At 74.2% G+C, this 16,499-nt stretch carries 20 protein-coding genes; 15 read left to right on the forward strand and 5 right to left on the reverse strand.

From position 1 onward, the window contains the following. The 4 genes from ACFPBZ_RS14615 to ACFPBZ_RS14630 form a co-directional block, all read left to right on the forward strand. A partial coding sequence (locus ACFPBZ_RS14615) for a cytochrome c oxidase subunit I (protein WP_378036801.1) occupies positions 1-736 on the forward strand: 736 nt, incomplete at its 5' end. Then, positions 733-2,004 carry a phosphoserine phosphatase SerB gene (gene serB / locus ACFPBZ_RS14620; RefSeq protein ID WP_378036802.1) on the forward strand — a complete coding sequence of 424 codons (1,272 nt, stop codon included), beginning with the start codon at positions 733-735 and terminating at the stop codon, positions 2,002-2,004. The genes ACFPBZ_RS14615 and serB, both read left to right, overlap by 4 nt. Positions 2,005-2,020: 16 nt before the next feature. Then, entirely contained in the window at positions 2,021-2,779 is a 759-nt protein-coding gene (locus ACFPBZ_RS14625) for a peptidyl-tRNA hydrolase (RefSeq protein ID WP_378036920.1), read from the forward strand. Between the two features lie 37 nt (positions 2,780-2,816). After that, positions 2,817-3,656, forward strand: a complete 840-nt coding sequence (locus ACFPBZ_RS14630; RefSeq protein ID WP_378036803.1) for an ATP-grasp domain-containing protein — start codon at positions 2,817-2,819, stop codon at positions 3,654-3,656. On the opposite strand, the gene ACFPBZ_RS14635 is transcribed toward ACFPBZ_RS14630, so the two are convergent. Both ACFPBZ_RS14635 and ACFPBZ_RS14640 read right to left on the reverse strand, forming a co-directional pair. Then, a complete protein-coding gene (locus ACFPBZ_RS14635; RefSeq protein WP_378036804.1) occupies positions 3,653-5,716 on the reverse strand; it encodes an ATP-dependent DNA helicase in 2,064 nt (687 codons plus the stop codon). The two genes, ACFPBZ_RS14630 and ACFPBZ_RS14635, sit on opposite strands and share 4 nt — an antisense overlap. A 108-nt stretch (positions 5,717-5,824) precedes the next feature. Continuing rightward, a complete protein-coding gene (locus tag ACFPBZ_RS14640; protein ID WP_378036805.1) occupies positions 5,825-6,838 on the reverse strand; it encodes a fatty acid desaturase family protein in 1,014 nt (337 codons plus the stop codon). A gap of 275 nt (positions 6,839-7,113) precedes the next feature. On the opposite strand from ACFPBZ_RS14640, the gene ACFPBZ_RS14645 reads away from it, so the two are divergent. The 4 genes from ACFPBZ_RS14645 to ACFPBZ_RS14660 are packed head-to-tail and all read left to right on the forward strand — an operon-like array spanning position 7,114 to position 9,071. Next, a complete protein-coding gene (locus ACFPBZ_RS14645) occupies positions 7,114-7,578 on the forward strand; it encodes a DUF5994 family protein (protein WP_378036806.1) in 465 nt (154 codons plus the stop codon). Then, positions 7,575-7,910 carry a hypothetical protein gene (locus ACFPBZ_RS14650; RefSeq protein ID WP_378036807.1) on the forward strand — a complete coding sequence of 112 codons (336 nt, stop codon included), beginning with the start codon at positions 7,575-7,577 and terminating at the stop codon, positions 7,908-7,910. Before ACFPBZ_RS14645 ends, ACFPBZ_RS14650 begins: the two co-directional genes overlap by 4 nt. A 43-nt stretch (positions 7,911-7,953) precedes the next feature. Next, positions 7,954-8,697 carry a DUF1990 family protein gene (locus ACFPBZ_RS14655; RefSeq protein WP_378036808.1) on the forward strand — a complete coding sequence of 248 codons (744 nt, stop codon included), beginning with the start codon at positions 7,954-7,956 and terminating at the stop codon, positions 8,695-8,697. A 38-nt stretch (positions 8,698-8,735) separates the two neighbouring features. After that, on the forward strand, positions 8,736-9,071 hold the full coding sequence (locus tag ACFPBZ_RS14660; protein WP_378036809.1) for a hypothetical protein: 336 nt from the start codon (positions 8,736-8,738) through the stop codon (positions 9,069-9,071). A gap of 4 nt (positions 9,072-9,075) precedes the next feature. On the opposite strand, the gene ACFPBZ_RS14665 is transcribed toward ACFPBZ_RS14660, so the two are convergent. After that, on the reverse strand, positions 9,076-10,494 hold the full coding sequence (locus ACFPBZ_RS14665; protein ID WP_378036810.1) for a wax ester/triacylglycerol synthase domain-containing protein: 1,419 nt from the start codon (positions 10,492-10,494) through the stop codon (positions 9,076-9,078). Between the two features lie 139 nt (positions 10,495-10,633). Between ACFPBZ_RS14665 and ACFPBZ_RS14670 the strand changes: the two genes are divergently transcribed. Both ACFPBZ_RS14670 and ACFPBZ_RS14675 read left to right on the forward strand, forming a co-directional pair. After that, on the forward strand, positions 10,634-11,071 hold the full coding sequence (locus ACFPBZ_RS14670) for a hypothetical protein (RefSeq protein WP_378036811.1): 438 nt from the start codon (positions 10,634-10,636) through the stop codon (positions 11,069-11,071). A 33-nt stretch (positions 11,072-11,104) separates the two neighbouring features. Next, complete coding sequence (locus ACFPBZ_RS14675; RefSeq protein WP_378036812.1) at positions 11,105-11,770, forward strand: hypothetical protein; 666 nt, start codon at positions 11,105-11,107, stop codon at positions 11,768-11,770. Here ACFPBZ_RS14675 and ACFPBZ_RS14680 read toward each other — a convergent pair. Beyond that, positions 11,751-12,314 (reverse strand): isochorismatase family protein, encoded by a 564-nt coding sequence (locus tag ACFPBZ_RS14680; RefSeq protein WP_378036813.1) that lies wholly within the window; start codon positions 12,312-12,314, stop codon positions 11,751-11,753. The genes ACFPBZ_RS14675 and ACFPBZ_RS14680 overlap by 20 nt on opposite strands. A 41-nt stretch (positions 12,315-12,355) precedes the next feature. Then, the gene (locus ACFPBZ_RS14685) at positions 12,356-13,639 is read right to left on the reverse strand and encodes a nicotinate phosphoribosyltransferase (protein WP_378036814.1); all 1,284 of its coding nucleotides are present in this window, start codon (positions 13,637-13,639) and stop codon (positions 12,356-12,358) included. A 50-nt stretch (positions 13,640-13,689) separates the two neighbouring features. Between ACFPBZ_RS14685 and clpS the strand changes: the two genes are divergently transcribed. From clpS to ACFPBZ_RS14710, 5 genes are all read left to right on the forward strand, one after another. Further along, positions 13,690-13,998: an ATP-dependent Clp protease adapter ClpS gene (gene clpS / locus ACFPBZ_RS14690; protein WP_378036815.1), complete on the forward strand. Its 309-nt coding sequence runs from the start codon at positions 13,690-13,692 to the stop codon at positions 13,996-13,998. 3 nt (positions 13,999-14,001) lie between these two features. Then, positions 14,002-14,574 carry a DUF2017 domain-containing protein gene (locus tag ACFPBZ_RS14695; protein ID WP_378036816.1) on the forward strand — a complete coding sequence of 191 codons (573 nt, stop codon included), beginning with the start codon at positions 14,002-14,004 and terminating at the stop codon, positions 14,572-14,574. A gap of 36 nt (positions 14,575-14,610) precedes the next feature. Then, positions 14,611-15,117, forward strand: a complete 507-nt coding sequence (locus tag ACFPBZ_RS14700; protein WP_378036817.1) for a M67 family metallopeptidase — start codon at positions 14,611-14,613, stop codon at positions 15,115-15,117. A 72-nt stretch (positions 15,118-15,189) separates the two neighbouring features. Beyond that, positions 15,190-15,465: a MoaD/ThiS family protein gene (locus ACFPBZ_RS14705; protein ID WP_378036818.1), complete on the forward strand. Its 276-nt coding sequence runs from the start codon at positions 15,190-15,192 to the stop codon at positions 15,463-15,465. Between the two features lie 57 nt (positions 15,466-15,522). Continuing rightward, positions 15,523-16,473, forward strand: coding sequence for a PLP-dependent cysteine synthase family protein (locus ACFPBZ_RS14710; protein WP_378036819.1), 951 nt, complete (start codon positions 15,523-15,525; stop codon positions 16,471-16,473). Positions 16,474-16,499: the final 26 nt, after the last annotated feature.

A 16,499-nucleotide genomic window follows, 5' to 3' on the forward strand; every position in this document is an offset into this window, starting at 1 on the left:
CTGGATCGGCACGATGTGGAAGGGGCAGCTGACGTTCGAGACGCCGATGCTGTTCTCGGTCGGCTTCCTGGTGACGTTCCTCTTCGGTGGCCTCACCGGCGTGCTGCTCGCGGCCCCGCCGCTGGACTTCCACGTCTCGGACTCGTACTTCGTGGTCGCGCACTTCCACTACGTCCTCTTCGGGACGATCGTGTTCGCGACCTACGCCGGCATCTACTTCTGGTTCCCGAAGATGACCGGCCGCATGATGAACGAGCGCCTGGGCAAGTTCCACTTCTGGGCCACGTTCGTCGGCTTCCACACCACGTTCCTGGTGCAGCACTGGCTGGGCAACGAGGGCATGCCGCGTCGGTACGCCGACTACCTCCCGTCGGACGGGTTCACCACGCTGAACACGATCTCGTCGGTCGGGGCGTTCATCCTCGGCGCGAGCACGCTGCCGTTCATCTGGAACGTGTTCGCCAGCTACCGCTACGGGCGTCCGGTCGAGGTCGACGACCCGTGGGGCCACGGCAACTCCCTGGAGTGGGCCACCTCGTGCCCGCCGCCGCGGCACAACTTCACCGAGCTGCCCCGGATCCGTTCGGAGCGTCCGGCGTTCGAGCTGCACTACCCGCACCTCACCGAGCGCATCCGGCTCGAGGCCCACGTGGGCTCCTCGAGCAGCATCGGCGAGGCGGCGACCGGCAAGGTCGGCCAGGAGAACCTCCCCGGTAGCGACCCCCGGAACAAGTGAGCCGGCCGACCGAGGACGATCTCACCCTCGCCGGGCCCGGGGAGCCGGCCGGTCCGCGGACGACACTGCTCGTCACGGTCACCGGTCCCGACTTCCCGGGCGTCTCGGCCACGTTGTTCACCGTGCTCGCCGAGCACGGTGCGGAGATGCTCGACGTCCAACAGGCGACGATCCACGGGCACCTCACGCTGTCGGTGCTGGTGGGGGTCACGGGTGACCCCCACCGGCTCGCGGCGAGCCTCGACGTCGCGATCCCGTCCCTCGGGCTGGCCGTCACGGTCGAGACCGGCGGCGACGCGTCGTCCGTGCACCCCTACTCCACACACGTCGTGTCGGTGCTCGGCCGGCCCATCACCGCGGCCGATTTCGCGGAGGTCGCCCGCACGCTCGCGGCCCAGCGGGTCAACATCGACCGGGTCCGGCGGGTCGCCGACTACCCGGTGACCGGGCTGGAGCTGCGGATCTCGGTCCCGCGCCTCTCCCCGCCGCCCGACGCGGTCCTGCGCCAGGCCCTCATCGGGGCCTCGCAGCGGGCCGGGGTCGACGTCGCCGTGCAGCGCGTGGGCATCGCCCAGCGCGCGAAGCGCCTCATCGTGTTCGACGTCGACTCCACGCTCGTGCAGGGCGAGGTCATCGAGATGCTCGCCGCGCACGCCGGGCGCGAGGCCGAGGTCCGCGAGGTCACCGAGGCAGCCATGCGCGGCGAGATCGACTTCGCGGCGTCGCTGCACCGGCGGGTCGCCACGCTCGAGGGGCTCCCGGCGTCGTGCCTCCACGACGTCGCGATGAAGATCCAGCTGACCCCGGGCGCCCGCACCACCGTGCGGACCCTCAAGCGCCTCGGGTACCGCTGCGGCGTCGTCTCCGGCGGGTTCACCCAGATCATCGACTACCTCGTGGCCGACCTCGGGCTCGACTACGCCGCGGCCAACGAGCTGGAGATCGCCGACGGGCACCTCACCGGCCGGGTGGTCGGCGAGGTCGTCGACCGGGCCGGCAAGGCGCGGTGCCTGCTCGACTTCGCCGCCAAGCACGACGTGCCGATCGACCAGACCGTGGCGGTCGGCGACGGCGCGAACGACCTCGACATGCTCGCCGCGGCCGGGCTCGGGATCGCGTTCAACGCCAAGCCGGTGGTGGCCGCCGCCGCCGACACCGCGCTGTCGTACCCCTACCTCGACGCGGTCCTGTTCGTGCTCGGGGTGACCCGCGACGAGATCGAGGTCGCCGACGCCGCCGAGGGTCTGCTCCGGCGTGTCCCCCTCTGACGTCGGCGGGAGGCGCCTGGAGGCCCTCGCGCCGCTCGCCTCGCGGGTCTGCCCGTGGGTGGCGGAGGACCCCGTGCCCGACGAGGACCGTCCCGACGAGGACGGCGCACCCGTGCGGGCGATGCCGCTCGTCCTGCGCATCGAGCGCGACGAGCCGGCCACGGCCACGGCCCTGCTGGAGGCGGCAGCGGCGGCAGCGCTGGCGCTCTGCCTCGACGAGCGCTCCGCGCCCGAGGGGGAGTGGTTCGACGCCGTCGCCGCGTGGGCGGGCGCGGGCCGCATCCGCAAGCTCGCCCGCCGCGCCCGGACCTCGCACTGGCGCGCGGTGCAGGACGTCCCCGGCGTCACCGTGTCCGGCCTGGTCCGGGCGCTGGTGCCCGGGCCCGTCGACGAGGTCCCGCACGAGGTCCGGCGGCTGCAGATCGGGGGGACGGACGTTCCCGACGAGCCCGCCGGCCCGGTCCCCGACGACGGGCCGGTGATCTGGCTCAACCCCCACGTCGAGCAGTCGACCGGCAAGGCAGCCGCGCAGGTGGGGCACGCGAGCATGATCCTCGCGACGGTCGTCGCCTGGACCGGCGGCGACCCCGACGACGTGACCGCCCCGGTCGTCCGGACGGCCTCCCGCGAGGACTGGGACACCTGGTGCGCCGCGCTCGCCGACCCGCGGGCGGCGTGGGAGCGCCACGGGGTGGCGCCGGTGCGCGACGCCGGGTTCACCGAGGTGGCGCCGGGCACGGTCACGTGCCTGGGGCAGGTCCGTCGGCCAGGCTGACGGCCGTGCCGGAGACGCAGCGCATCGGAGCTCGACCATGACCACCGTCGTCGTCGCGAGCACCCGCGTGCGCTCGGAGCGCATCGACGCGGAGAACCAGCCCCTCGTCGCCGCCCTGGCCGAGCGCGGGGCGCAGGCCCGCGTCGAGCCGTGGGACGCCCCCGACGACGTGGCCGGCTGGAGCACCGCCGACCTCGTCGTCGTGCGGACCACCTGGGACTACACCGACCGGCGCGACGAGTTCCTCGCCTGGGCCGCGAGGGTGGCCGGCTCCGCCGCGCTGCAGAACCCGCTCGCGGTGCTGGAGTGGAACTCCCACAAGCGCTACCTCGTCGAGCTGGCGGAGGCCGGGGTGCCCGTGGTGCCGACGCGCCTCGTCCCCGCCGGGACGGAGCCCGGGCCCCTGGGGCCCTCGCGCGTCGTCGTGAAGCCGGCGGTCTCGGCCGGCGGGCGCGGGACCCACCGCGGCCTCGGGCCGGAGCTCGACGCGACGCTGGCCGAGCTCGCCGCGCACGGCGACGTCCTGGTGCAGCCCGCGGTCGACTCGATCGACACCGAGGGCGAGGTGTCGCTCGTCCGGCTCGGCGACCGGTGGTCGCACGCGGTGCGCAAGTTCCCGGTGGCCGGCGGCTTCCTCGTGCACGAGCGCCACGGCGGCCGGCTCGAGGACCACGAGCCGACCCCGCGGGAGCTCGCCGTGGCCGAGCGGGCGCTGGCGTGCTCACCCGCCCCGGTGCACGCGGCCCGGGTCGACCTGGTGCGCCTCGACGGCGAGCCCGCGGTGATGGAGCTCGAGCTCATCGAGCCCGAGCTGTTCCTGCGCCGGGCGCCGCACGCGGCCGGGCTGCTGGCCGACGCCCTGCTGGCGACGCTCTAGCCGTCGCGCAGCCGCTCCAGCGCCCCGCGCACCACCGCCGGGTCCTGGGTCGTCCAGAACGGCGGCAGCGACCCGCGCAGGAAGCCGCCGTACTGCTTCGTCGCCACCCGGGAGTCGAGGATCGCGACGACGCCCCGGTCGCCGGTGCCGCGCAGGAGCCGCCCGGCGCCCTGGGCCAGCAGCAGCGCGGCGTGGGTGGCCGACACGGTGAGGAAGCCGTTGCCGCCACGGGCGTCGACCGCCCGCTGCCGGGCCGCGACGAGGGGGTCGTCGGGCCGGGGGAACGGGATGCGGTCGATCATCACCAGCTGCAGCGACTCGCCCGGCACGTCGACGCCCTGCCACAGCGAGATCGTGCCGAACAGCACGCTGGCGGTGTCGGCCGCGAACTTCTGGACGAGGGTGTTCGTCGAGTCCTCGCCCTGGCAGAGCACCGTGCCGTCCCACCGTCCGCGGAGGTCCTCGGCGGCCTGCTTCGCCGCGCGCATGGAGGAGAACAGCCCGAGCGCCCGGCCCCCGGCGGCGCGGACCAGCCCGTCGATCTCGTCGAGCATCGCGGGGGAGAGGCCGTCGCGGCCGGGCGGCGGGAGGTGGCGCGCCACGTAGAGGATGCCGGCCTTGGCGTGGGCGAAGGGCGAGCCGACGTCGAGGCCGTGCCAGACGAGGTTGGTGGCCGGGTCGTTGCCGTGCCCGCCCCCGTCGTCGGGCGGAGCCTCCACCTTCGCCTTCGTCGGGAGGCCCCACTGGCGGGCCAGGGCGTCGAACGAGCCGCCGAGCACGAGGGTCGCGCTGGTCAGCACCACCGTCGACTGCCCGAAGAGCCGCGCGGCGAGGAGCCCCGCGACCGACAGCGGCGCCACGTGCAGGGCGCGGGAGGTCACGGAGTTGAACTCGCGCTCCGACTGCCACACCACGTCGGGCCGCGTGGCCGGGTCCTCGCGGTCGAACGCCGTGAGCAGGCGGCCCGCGACGTCGTGGACCTCCTCGACCATCGCCGAGGCGAACCGGCGGGCGGCCGCGTCGGCGTCGTTCTCCTTGGCCCCCTTCTCCCGCTCCGGGCCGAGCGCCTGCTTCGCCGCCCACGCCGCGTTGCGGACGGCCGAGAGCATGCGCCCGACCGGCTCGGGGATCGCCTCCCAGCGCCCCAGCGGGGCGTCGGTCAGCACGGCGTCGAGGCCCTCGGCGGCGTCGAGGAGCTGGTCGGCCAGGGTCTGGTCGACGAGCTTGGCGCAGCGGCGGGCGGCGGCGCTCACCCCGGAGGCCGTCAGCTCGCCGGTGGCGACGGAGGTGACCCGGTCGACGAGGTTGTGCGCCTCGTCGACCACCACGACGTCGTGCTCCGGGAGCACCGCCCGGCCCTCGATGGCGTCGATGGCGAGCAGGGCGTGGTTGGTGACCACGACGTCGGCGGCGCCGGCCTTGTGCCGGGCGAGCTCGGAGAAGCAGTCCTCGGCCACGGGGCAGCGCGACGCCCCGAGGCACTCCCGCGCGGTGACGCTCACCTGGCGCCACGCGCGGTCGGTGACGCCGGGCACCAGCTCGTCCCGGTCCCCGGTCTTCGTCTCCTCGGCCCACTCGTGCAGCCGCGTGACCTGCCGGCCGAGGGCGGAGACCTGGAAGGGGTCGAAGAGCTGCTCGTCGCCCGGGTCCTCGGCCTGCGCCCCCGACTCGATCTTGTGCCGGCACAGGTAGTTGCCCCGGCCCTTGAGGATCGCGAAGGTCGGGCGCCGGCCCAGGACGGGCTCGAGGGCCTTCGTCAGGCGCGGGAGGTCCCGGTCGACCAGCTGGGCCTGCAGCGCGATGGTGGCGGTGGAGACGATCACCGTCTGGTCGGCCTCGAGCGCGTGGCGGATGGCGGGCACGAGGTAGGCGAGCGACTTGCCGGTGCCGGTGCCGGCCTGCACGGCGAGGTGCTCGCCGGTGCGCAGGGCCCGCTCGACGGCGGCCGCCATCTCCTGCTGCCCGGTCCGCTCCGCGCCCCCGAGGGCCTCCACCGCCGCCGCCAGGAGATCGGCGACGGGGGCGGTCGTGCCGACAGCCGAATCCGTCAGCTGCGCCATCGGTGCACCCCCGCCCGCGTCCGGACCCGCGTCCGGCCCTCGTCGGAGAACCAGAGTACGGAGACGGTGCGACGGTTCCGGGTCACCCCGGGATTGCGCCGATCGGAGTCAGGCGGGGCGGCGCAGCGGCGCCGAGACCGCGTGCAGGTGCCGCAGGACCTGGCCGTAGGACTCGATCGGCCCGACGCGGGTGTAGGGCAGGTCGTACCGCCGGCAGAAGTCCTCGACCAGCACGCGGGCGCGGTGCAGGTTGTGCCGCGGCATCCGCGGATAGAGGTGGTGCTCGACCTGGTGCTCGAGGCCGCCGAGCAGGTAGCCCAGCACCCGTCCGCCGCGCACGTTCCGGGCGGTGAGGACCTGCTTGTGCAGGTGGTCGAGGGTGGTGCCGGCCGGGATCACCGGCATGCCCTTGTGGTTCGGCGCGAACGCCAGCCCCATCGTCAGACCCCAGACGCCCTGGTGCACGAGCATGAAGACGACGGCCTGCAGCGGGGAGAGCACCCAGAACACCGCGGTGAGGTAGGCGGCCACGTGCAGGAGGAGCAGGCCGATCTCCAGGGCGGGGCGGCGGACCTGGCCCTTGAGCGCCGTCGAGAAGGCGAGCGCGTGCAGGGACCAGCCCTCGAGCAGCAGCAGCGGGAAGAACATCACCGACTGGTGCGCGACGATCCACCGGGCGATGCCGCGGCGGGACGCGGCCTGCTCGACGCTGAACGCCAGCACCGGGATGTCGATGTCGGGATCGGAGTCGGCGTGGTTCGGCGACGCGTGGTGCTGGTTGTGCTTGTCGACCCACGCGCCGTAGCTCATCCCGACGAAGGCGCCGTGCAGGTAGCCCACGACGTCGTTCGCCCGGCGGCTCGCGAAGATCTGGCGGTGGCCCGCGTCGTGGCCGATGTAGGCGAGCTGGGTGGAGACCGTGCCGAGGAAGACGGCGGTGAGCAGCTGCCACCACGACGAGCCCAGCAGCACGAAGGCGGCGATGCCCACCGCGGCGAGCGCCGCGTTGCTCGCGAACACCGCGGCGTAGGCCCAGGGGCGCCGCTGGAGCAGCCCGGCCTGCTTGATCTGCGCCGTGAGGTCCGCGAAGGTCCCCTCGGTCACGGTGGTCCCTGCGGTCACGGAGCTACCCCGGTCCTGATCGTCGTGCAGACGGTCCCGGCGGATGCCGGGCCGGCGACGGTCTGTTCGTGGTCCAGGAGGCGACGCGTCTCTCCTCCCGTGATGCCCGCTGGCACCACCGGTGAAGCCTCGGGTGACGTGTCCGATGTGTGCTCGGTGTCGGTCCGGGGCGCGTACGCTGCGCACATCGGGGCGTTCGAGCCCGGCGCTCACGTCGGCCGTCCCCGACTCACTGCCATACCGGCCGCCGGGCGGCCTGGGACGGGGCGCCGACGATGTCGGGACCAGTCGATCTGCAGAACCCTCCGTCGGGCGCCGTCACGCCCGACGACGTCCGTCTCTCGCTGCGCGACCGCTCGCACAGCGGCAGCGGGTTCGTCGACGGTGCCTGGTGGCCCCGCAGCCGCGACCTGGCGGTCGAGCTGCCCGCCCTGCTCGCGGCCGTCGGGGAGCGCGCCGGGCGGGTGGAGCGGGTCGCCTTCGGTCTCTCCGGCTGGGACGCGGTCGACGTCCGGCGCCTCGCCACCCGGGACGGCCGCATCCCCCTCGAGGGGTTCCGGTCGATCGAGGAGGCGACCGTCTGGCTCGTCGTGCGCGGCTCCGGCCGGTCCCGCGTCGGCCTGATGGTCATCCCGCCGGAGACGCCGCCCGAGCGGGCCGCGGAGCTGCTCAAGGGCGCGGAAACCGCTGGCGAACGACGCTCGCCCTCGGACCTGCTCGCCGCCGGCAGCGCCGCGTGAACGCGCGTCCGCGCTTCAGCTCCACCGAGCTGCGGGTGGCGCGGGTCTACGAGGAGCAGGAGGCGTCCGCGGCCGACGCCCGCGTCCGGGCGGTCCGGGTGGTGGCCTCGCGCAGCACCGGCGTCGACGACTGCCGCGAGCTGCTCGACATGCTCGGGCTCCACCACGCCGCCGGGCTCCCCGGGCCCGCGCCGGGGGAGTTCGTCGACCCCGGGCCCGCCGCGGTCCGGGAGCGCGCCGCGCAGGCGGCGCGGGCCGACGTCGAGGTCCCCGCGCAGGGGACCGCCGCGGAGAGCACCGCGACCGTGGCCGAGGTCTCGCCCCGATCGTGAGCCTCGGGTTCGGTGCGGGACACACCCGGGCACCCGTGAGGTCATGACCAGGACCGCCCCCACCCCGCAGCCGACCCTGCTCCAGCGGGCCCACACCATCGCGATGTTCCCCGTCGGCCTGGCGGTCAGCACGGCGCGGTACCTGTGGTGGCGCTCGGAGGTCCGTCGCAGCGAGCACGGGGGCACCGAGGACGACCTGCCGCCGCGCCTGCCGGCCGACCTGCTCGACGACGAGGTCAAGACCCTCGACGACGGGTCCGGTCCGCTGTTCCACCGGCTCTTCCGGGTCGACATGGCCGACGGCACCGCCGCCGAGGTCGTCATGGACCGCATCACCGCCGACCTCGACCGGGCGGCGCCCTCGGAGGTCGTCTCGTTCCGCAAGCTCCGCGGCCGGGTCGGCGAGCTGGTGCCCGGCGACGAGTACCGCGTCCGCATGCCCGCCCCGTGGGACGGCCCGGTCCGCGTCATCCGCCGCGACGCGACCTCGTTCCGGTTCGCCACGCTGCGCAAGCACCTGGAGGCCGGCCAGATCGAGTTCCGGGTGCTCGACGGCCCGCAGGGCCCGGCCTTCGAGATCGAGACCTGGTCGCGCGCCGGGGACCGCCTGGCCGACCTCGCCTTCGACCACCTGCGCGTCGGCAAGGAGATCCAGCTCCACATGTGGGTCCAGTTCTGCCTGTCCGTCACCGAGCTCGCCGGCGGCCCGCGGGTGGGGCCGGTCGCCGTCTCCACCGCGCGGCTGCCCTGGTCGGACGCCTACGCGGGGGCCGACCTCCCGTGTTGACGGACGAGCCCGTCGGACCCGACGGGTACCGTCCCGGCATGCGACCCGACGAGCCCTCCGCGACGTCCCCCGACGACCGCGTGTCCGCTCTGCGTGCCGCCGTCGAGCGGGCCGCGGGCCAGGACGCGGGCGACACCCCGCCGCCGGAGTTCTCCCACGACGGGGGAGTCACCGTGTTCCACGACGGGCGCAGCAGCGCCCGGCTGCAGCCCCTCGGCCAGCGCACCCGCATCAGCCTGGCCGACGGCGACGAGATGGTGGCCGAGGCGGAGGTCGACAGCGACTCGCTCGTCGCCCGGATCACCGAGAAGGGCTCGACCTACCGCGCCGTCGCGGCGGCGCTGGACGCCGAGAACGGTCCCTTCCCGCGCTGAGGCGTCAGGCCCGGTGTCCGGGTCGGCCCAGGGCGAGCACCTCGGCGAACGCCTCGTCCAGGCACGCGGCGAACACGTCGGGCTCGGTGACCGCCGCCGGGTCGACCGTGGCCCCGATGCAGCACGTGTCGCGGTTCGACATCAGCGCCACCATCACCGCCCCGCCCGGCAGCGGGCCGAACGCGTAGCTGCGCTCGATCTGCGCCCCCGCGATGAACGCCGGACGGCTGAGCCCGGGGATGTTGCTGGCCTGCAGGTCGTTGCGCCGGGTCGCGCCGCCCTGCACCCGGGCGAGCAGGACCGGCGGCAGGGAGGCGAGCAGCGGGGCGATGAGGCCGAGGCCGTCCATCACCCGCTCGCGGCGCAGGTCGGCGACGACGTCCCGCACGAGACGGATCCGGGCCGCCGGGTCGGTCTCACGCAGCGGCGCGGCGAAGCGCAGCCCCGCCCAGTGGTTGCCGCCGAGGGCGTCGTCGCTCCCGCGCGTGTTCATCGGCATCCCGACCGAGACGTTCTCGGGCACCACCCCGAAGCGCGCGTGGTAGCGGGCGACCCCACCGAGCACCGCGGCCAGGTAGGCGTCGTTGAGGGAGCCGCCCGCCGCCCGCCCGGCGTGCTTGAGCTCCTCGAGGTCGACGTCCCAGGTCAGGAACCGTCGGTCCAGGGAGCGCCCCCGCAGCAGGGGTGACGGCGGGACCCGGTGCGGGACCGCCGCCCGGGCGGCCGAGGCCAGGAACGTCACGCCGTCCCGGGTCCGGCCCAGCGGGTCGCTGACCACGCGCTCCGCCGCCCCGGCCGCCCACCCCAGCCCGGCGAGCACCGCGCCCGGCGCCGCGTCGAGCAGGCCGACCGCCCGCCGGCCGGTCAGCCCGAGCCGGGAGGGCCCGTCGCGGTCCGGCACCGCCCGCAGCGGGCGCGCCCGGGCCGGGTCGCGCTCCGAGCCGTGCAGCAGCCTCAGGATCTGCACGAGGCCGAGCCCGTCGGCGAGGCTGTGGTGGATCTTCAGCAGGTAGCCCGCGCGCCCGTCCTCGAGGCCGGTGACCAGCATCGCCGCCCACGGCGGCCGGTCGCGCTCGAACGGGGCGGAGGCCCACGCGGCGGCGAGGTCGAGCAGGTCCCGACGACCGCCCGTGCCGCCCAGCCGCCGTCGCTCCAGGTGGTCGGAGAGCGTGAACCCCGGGTCGGGCGACCACTCCGGCAGCCCCCAGCCCCACCACGGCTCGAGGACTCGGTCGCGCAGCCGGGGCACGAAGCGGGTGGCCTGCTCGTGGGCCTCGACCACGCGCTCCCAGTCGGGCTCCAGGTCGAGCACGTCGACGATCGTCACGGGCGAGCGCAGGCGCGGGTCGACCTCCGCGCGCCACATCATCGCCTCGAGGGCGTTCATGCGGCTCGGGGAGCGCACCGGCCCGTCGTCGGTCATGCCCGTCCATACCCCGTCCGGGCCGCGCCGAGCGCATCGGGCCCGCCGACCCGCTGCTCCACCCGAGTGATCCGGGGATCCGCGGCGAGCCGCGCGCAGTCCGAGGAGGTGAAGAGTCCCCGACCTCCGGAGCCGCACCGTGAGACGTCTCGCCGTCGCCCTGGCCGCCCTCGTCCTCCTCCCGTTCGTCCCGGGAACCGCCTCGGCGGCCCCGGCCACCGGTGCCGCGGAGGACTGCGGGGTCCGGGTGAACCGACCGCACTTCAGCCGGCAGTACCAGGAGATCCACACGCGCATCGAGAGCTTCTGCCTGGTCCCGGCGATGGCCAACACCGTCTCGGGCAGGACCTACCGACTGCGGTTCTGGGGCTGGGAGCTGGTCGGCGAGTCGGCGCCGGTCACGACGAAGCCTCCCGGCGCCTTCGTGCAGAACAATCGTGAGACGGTGACGGCGCCCTGCGAGCCGGGGAGCCGGTACCGCTACCGGACGGAGGCCTTCGGGACCGTCGTCCTGCCGAACGGGACGTACTCGGCCTCCGCCTACGAGCAGAACGATCAGGAGATCCAGTGCTCCTGACCGGGGCACGCCGCCCGCGGGAGGAGGAGCAACGTGATCGAACCGGCAGCCGACGTGCTCGGACGTCTGGTGCTCGCGGCCACGAGGCCGACACGCGGCCGCTTCCGGGCGTCGGCCACCGTGACCACCGTCGCCGGCCCGCCACCAGCGGAGATCCCGCTCCGCTACTCGCCGTTCCGCGACGACGGGCCGACCCGCACCGGGACCGTCGAGGTCGGTTGCCTGCTCGTCGTCGACGGGCCGGAGCACTGGCAGGTGACGCGGGACGACGGCGGGGTCTACGAGCGGGACGGTGACCGGCTCCTGCTCGGCTACCCGGGACAGGCGCCGGTGGACGCCGAGCTCGGGGACGCGCGCGTGCCCACCGCGCTCTGGTCCGCCTGGTCGGAGCACTGGGTGGAGGAGCTGGTCCTCCCGCACCGTCTCCTGGGACTGCTCGACGACGTCCGGATCGTCGACGACGCGCCCGACCGTCCGCGGCTCTCCGGTCGCACCTCCCTGCGGCAGCCGGAGGCGTATTCGGGGATCGCCCGGGAGGAGGTCCTCGAGGTCGAGTTCGTCGCCGATCTGCAGCTCGGGGTACTGCTCGAGGCGACGTCGACCACCTGGAACCACCACGTCGACCGCTACTCGCTGGAGGTGATCGCCCGCGAGGCGCCCGAGGACGGCCCGGGGGAGATCAGGCCCGGGCGAGGGTGATGCCGGCCTCGCGCATGGTCGCGTGGGCGCGTTCGGTGGTCTCCGGCGCGACCCCGGCCGTCAGGTCGAGCAGGACCGTCGTCCGGAACCCCGCGTCCGCCGCGTCGAGGGCGGTCGCGCGCACGCAGTGATCGGTCGCGATGCCGCAGACGTCGACGTCGTCGACGCCCCGGTTGCGCAGCCAGTCGACGAGGCGCTCCCCGGCCGCCGAGGTGCCCTCGAACGCCGAATAGGCGGCGGTGAACCGGCCCTTCGAGAAGACCTCCTCGACGCGGGCGACGTCGAGCTCGGGGTGGAAGGCCGCGCCCGCCTCCCCGACCCGGCAGTGCGGGGGCCAGCTGTCGACGAAGTCGGGCGTCGCGGAGAAGTGCGCGCCCGGGTCCTCGTGGTAGTCCCGGCTCGCCACCACGTGGGCGTACCGCGAGCCCTCGTCGGCGAGGTACGACGAGATCGCGGCGGCGGTCGCCGCACCGCCGGCCACCCCCATCGAGCCGCCCTCGCAGAAGTCGATCTGGACGTCCACCACCACGAGCGCGCGCGCCATGGCGCCGAGGGTAGCGACGTCTCCCCGGTCGACAGCCATGGTCAGTCGATGAACGTCGTCGGGACCGCCGGCTCCCCGCGCGAGAGCTTCAGGCCCTCCCACGGGATCGCGACGAGGTTGCGGCGCAGGTGCTCGCGGGCCTCGTCCAGCGAGGGCAGCCCGGCCACGGGCTCGCCCGCCTTCACCAGGTCGACCGGCACCACGCGGTCGTGCTCGCCGATCTCCACCGGCGTGCCCCGCCGGTGCACGACCTCCTCGACCGCCGTCCCCGTCGGCTTGTGCCGGCGCACCGCGGACTTCGCGCCGCCGCGGGACTCCTTCGACGACGACCGCTTCGCCACCGGGCGGCCCTCGACCTCGACGAGCTTGTAGACCATGCCCGCGGTGGGCGCGCCCGAGCCGGTGACCACGCTCGTCCCCACCCCGTAGGCGTCGACCGGCTCCGCGCGCAGGCCGGCGATCGCGTGCTCGTCGAGGTCGCCCGAGAGCACCACCCGGGTGGACACGGCGCCGAGCCCGTCGAGCTGCGCCCGGGCCCGCTGGGCCATCACGCCGAGGTCGCCGGAGTCGATCCGCACCGCCCCGAGCTCCGGGCCCGCGACGCGGACGGCGGTCTCGATGCCCGCGGTGATGTCGTAGGTGTCCACGAGCAGGGTGGTCGACACCCCGAGCGCGTCGACCTGCGCGCGGAACGCCTCCTCCTCCGAGTCGTGCAGCAGCGTGAAGGCGTGCGCGGAGGTCCCGGTGGAGGGCACGCCGTGGCGGGCCGCGGCCTCGAGGTTCGAGGTGGCGGCGAACCCGGCGAGGTAGGCGGCGCGCGCGGCCGCGACCGCGGCCTCCTCGTGGGTGCGCCGCGACCCCATCTCGATGAGGCGCCGGCCGCCCGCGGCCGTCGTCATGCGGGCCGCGGCCGAGGCGATCGCGCAGTCGTGGTTGAGGATCGACAGGACGAGGGTCTCGAGCACCACGGCCTCGGCGAACGTCCCACTGACCGAGAGGATCGGCGAGCCCGGGAAGTAGAGCTCGCCCTCGGGGTAGCCGACGACGTCGCCCGCGAACGCGTAGCCCGCGAGGTGGTCGAGCACCCGCTCGGAGAGCGCCCCGGTGGCGCGCAGCGCGGCGATCTCGGCGTCGCCGAAGGAGAAGCGGCCGAGCGCCTCGAGGACCCGCGGAATCCCGGCGACCACCCCGTAGCGCCGGCCGTGCGGGAGGCTGCGGGCGAACACCTCGAAGGTGCACCGGCGGTGCGCCGTGCCGTCGGCCAGGGCCGCGTCGAGCATCGTGAGCTCGTACTGATCGGTCATCAGCGCGGTGCCGCTCGTCATCCGCTCAGCCTAGGGTGCAGCGGTTCCGGCGGAACTGAGACGATGGGGACATGCGCGTCGTCCTCTCCGCGCCCGTGGAGCCGGCCCCGGTCGTCGAGAACCTGCCCGACGAGCTGGTCGGCGCCGACACCCCGTGGCAGACCATCGTCTGGAACGACCCGGTCAACCTCATGTCCTACGTGACCTACGTCCTCCAGAAGATCTTCGGTTACGACAAGCAGAAGGCGACCGCCCTGATGATGGACGTGCACCAGAAAGGGCGCGCGACGGTCTCGTCGGGAAGCCGCGAGAAGGTCGAGGGTGACGTCGCGAAGCTCCACGCGGCGGGCCTGTGGGCGACGATGCAGCGGTCGTCGTAGCCGGTGCGCGCCTGGAAACGGCACGGCCGCGGTGACCGTGCCCGCTACGTCGCCGTGCTCGACCCGCCCGAGGCGTCGGTGCTGCGGGGGCTCGTCGGGCAGGTCGACGACATGCTCTCCGGCCGCGACGAGGCCACCCCGCGCGACGAGCTCGCCGAGCTGACCGGCATCCGCACCGGACCCTCGACCTCCCCCGACGACCCCGTGCTCGCCCGGCTGCTGCCCGACTTCCACCGTCCGGACGCCGAGGGTGGCGCCGGTGCGGACGGGGCGGCGCTCTCGGCGGCGATGCGCTCGGTCCACGAGCCCGAGCTCATCGCGGCCAAGCGCGACGCGATCGCGGTCGTCCTGACCTCCTGCCCCGCCGGCGGGGGACGGGTGGAGCTCACCGTCCCGCAGGCCGAGTCGTGGCTGGCCGCGGTGAACGACGTGCGTCTCGCCCTGGGCACCGCGCTCGAGGTGAGCGAGGACATGCCCGAACAGCTCCCGCCCGACGACCCCCGCGCCGACCACCTGCCCGTCTACCACTGGTTGACCTGGTTGCAGGACTCGTTGGTCACCGTGCTGCTGCACTAGGAGCACGACCGTGGGCCGCCCCGTAGGGTGGGACCCGTGCTGGTGATTCGTGCCGACCTCGTCGAGCAGATGGTCGCGCACGCCCGCCGCGACCACCCGCGCGAGGCGTGCGGACAGCTGCTGGGCCCGGAGGAGAGCGACCGGCCCGAGCGCTACGTGCCCATGACGAACGCCGACGACGAGTCCCAGGGCAGCGACTACCGCTTCGACTCGCGCGAGCAGTTCCAGGTCTACAAGGACGCGACCGCGCGCGACGAGGAGACCGTGGTGGTCTTCCACTCGCACACCCGCGTACCGCGCCGCCCCCTGACCGACACCGGCCTGCCCGAGGCCTACCCCTCGGTCAAGGACATCGAGTTCATGGGCCTGCAGCCCGGGGTGCACTTCGCGATCGTCGCGCTGCCCGAGGGGGCCGACGGCCCCTGGGACCTGCGCTCGTTCCTCCTCGACGACGCGGGCGAGGTCGTCGAGGACGAGGTCCAGGTCGTCGAGAACTACATGTTCTCCCACACGGGTGCGGGCGACGAGCCCGACCGTTCCTGACGATCCCGGAACAACCCGACGGCGTGCGACGCTGTCGGTGAAGCAACCGAAGCCGTCTCCTGGAGGAAAGCCGTGTCCGCCACCGTCTCGATCCCGACGATCCTGCGCACCCACACGGGTGGCGAGAAGCAGGTCAAGGCCGACGGGTCGACCCTGCAGGAGGTCATCGCGGACCTCGACGCCAAGAACCCCGGCATCAAGGACCGCCTCGTGACCGACGGCGCGCTGCACCGCTTCGTCAACGTCTACGTGAACGACGAGGACGTCCGGTTCGCCGGCGGCCTCGACGCGCAGGTGCCCGACGGCGGCACCGTCACGATCCTGCCCGCGGTCGCCGGCGGTCGCTGAGGACCACCCCGGGCCGATGCCGGCCCGGGGTCCTATCTCTTCTCTCTGGAGCACCCGATGGCGCGGTACGACTCCCTCATCGAGGCCCTGGGGGACACCCCGCTCGTCGGGCTGCCCTCGTTCTCCCCGGCCCCGCACGTGCGGCTGTGGGCGAAGCTCGAGGACCGCAACCCCACGGGGTCCATCAAGGACCGCCCCGCGCTGCGGATGATCACCAAGGCCGAGGAGGACGGGCTCCTCACACCCGGCTGCACGATCCTCGAGCCGACGTCGGGCAACACCGGCATCTCGCTCGCGATGGCCTCGAAGCTCAAGGGCTACGACCTCGTGTGCGTGATGCCGGAGAACACGTCGGCCGAGCGCCGCCAGCTCCTCGAGATGTACGGCGCGAAGATCATCTTCTCGCCGGCCGCCGGCGGCTCCAACCAGGCGGTCGCGACGGCGAAGGAGATCGCCGCGCAGAACCCCGACTGGGTCATGCTCTACCAGTACGGCAACCCGGCCAACGCGCTCGCGCACTACGAGGGCACCGGCCCGGAGATCCTGCGCGACATGCCGACGATCACCCACTTCGTGGCCGGTCTCGGCACCACGGGCACGCTCGTCGGCGCGGGCCGGTACCTGCGCGAGCACAAGCCCGACTGCCAGGTCATCGCCGCCGAGCCGCGCTACGGCGAGCTCGTGTACGGGCTGCGCAACCTGGCCGAGGGCTTCGTCCCCGAGCTCTACGACCCCGACGTCCTCACCGGCCGCTACTCGGTCGGCGCCTACGACGCGCTGCGCCGGACCCGCCAGCTCGTCGAGCAGGAGGGCATCTTCGCCGGCATCTCCACCGGCGGCATCCTGCACGCCGCGCTCGCCCAGGCCGAGAAGGCCGCGGGCGGCGAGGACGAGGCCGACATCGTCATGATCGTGTGCGACGGCGGGTGGAAGTACCTCTCCACCGGCGCCTACACCGGCACGCTCGAGGAAGCCGCGGAGGGGCTCGAGGGCCAGCTCTGGGCCTGAATTCCTCACCCTGGCCCGGCACGCCC

It is taken from the genome of Actinomycetospora atypica, from assembly GCF_042653685.1.
Taxonomy (GTDB): Bacteria; Actinomycetota; Actinomycetes; order Mycobacteriales; family Pseudonocardiaceae; genus Actinomycetospora; species Actinomycetospora atypica.

Coding starts and splice junctions, on each gene's coding strand:
- ACFPBZ_RS14685 (WP_378036814.1), bottom strand. CDS start 13,639: ATGACGAGCGGCACCGCGCTGATGACCGATCAGTACGAGCTCACGATG.
- ACFPBZ_RS14665 (WP_378036810.1), bottom strand. CDS start 10,494: ATGACCGACGACGGGCCGGTGCGCTCCCCGAGCCGCATGAACGCCCTC.
- ACFPBZ_RS14645 (WP_378036806.1), top strand. CDS start 7,114: ATGTCGGGACCAGTCGATCTGCAGAACCCTCCGTCGGGCGCCGTCACG.
- ACFPBZ_RS14680 (WP_378036813.1), bottom strand. CDS start 12,314: ATGGCGCGCGCGCTCGTGGTGGTGGACGTCCAGATCGACTTCTGCGAG.
- ACFPBZ_RS14655 (WP_378036808.1), top strand. CDS start 7,954: ATGACCAGGACCGCCCCCACCCCGCAGCCGACCCTGCTCCAGCGGGCC.
- ACFPBZ_RS14630 (WP_378036803.1), top strand. CDS start 2,817: ATGACCACCGTCGTCGTCGCGAGCACCCGCGTGCGCTCGGAGCGCATC.
- ACFPBZ_RS14710 (WP_378036819.1), top strand. CDS start 15,523: ATGGCGCGGTACGACTCCCTCATCGAGGCCCTGGGGGACACCCCGCTC.
- ACFPBZ_RS14660 (WP_378036809.1), top strand. CDS start 8,736: ATGCGACCCGACGAGCCCTCCGCGACGTCCCCCGACGACCGCGTGTCC.
- clpS (WP_378036815.1), top strand. CDS start 13,690: ATGCGCGTCGTCCTCTCCGCGCCCGTGGAGCCGGCCCCGGTCGTCGAG.
- ACFPBZ_RS14635 (WP_378036804.1), bottom strand. CDS start 5,716: ATGGCGCAGCTGACGGATTCGGCTGTCGGCACGACCGCCCCCGTCGCC.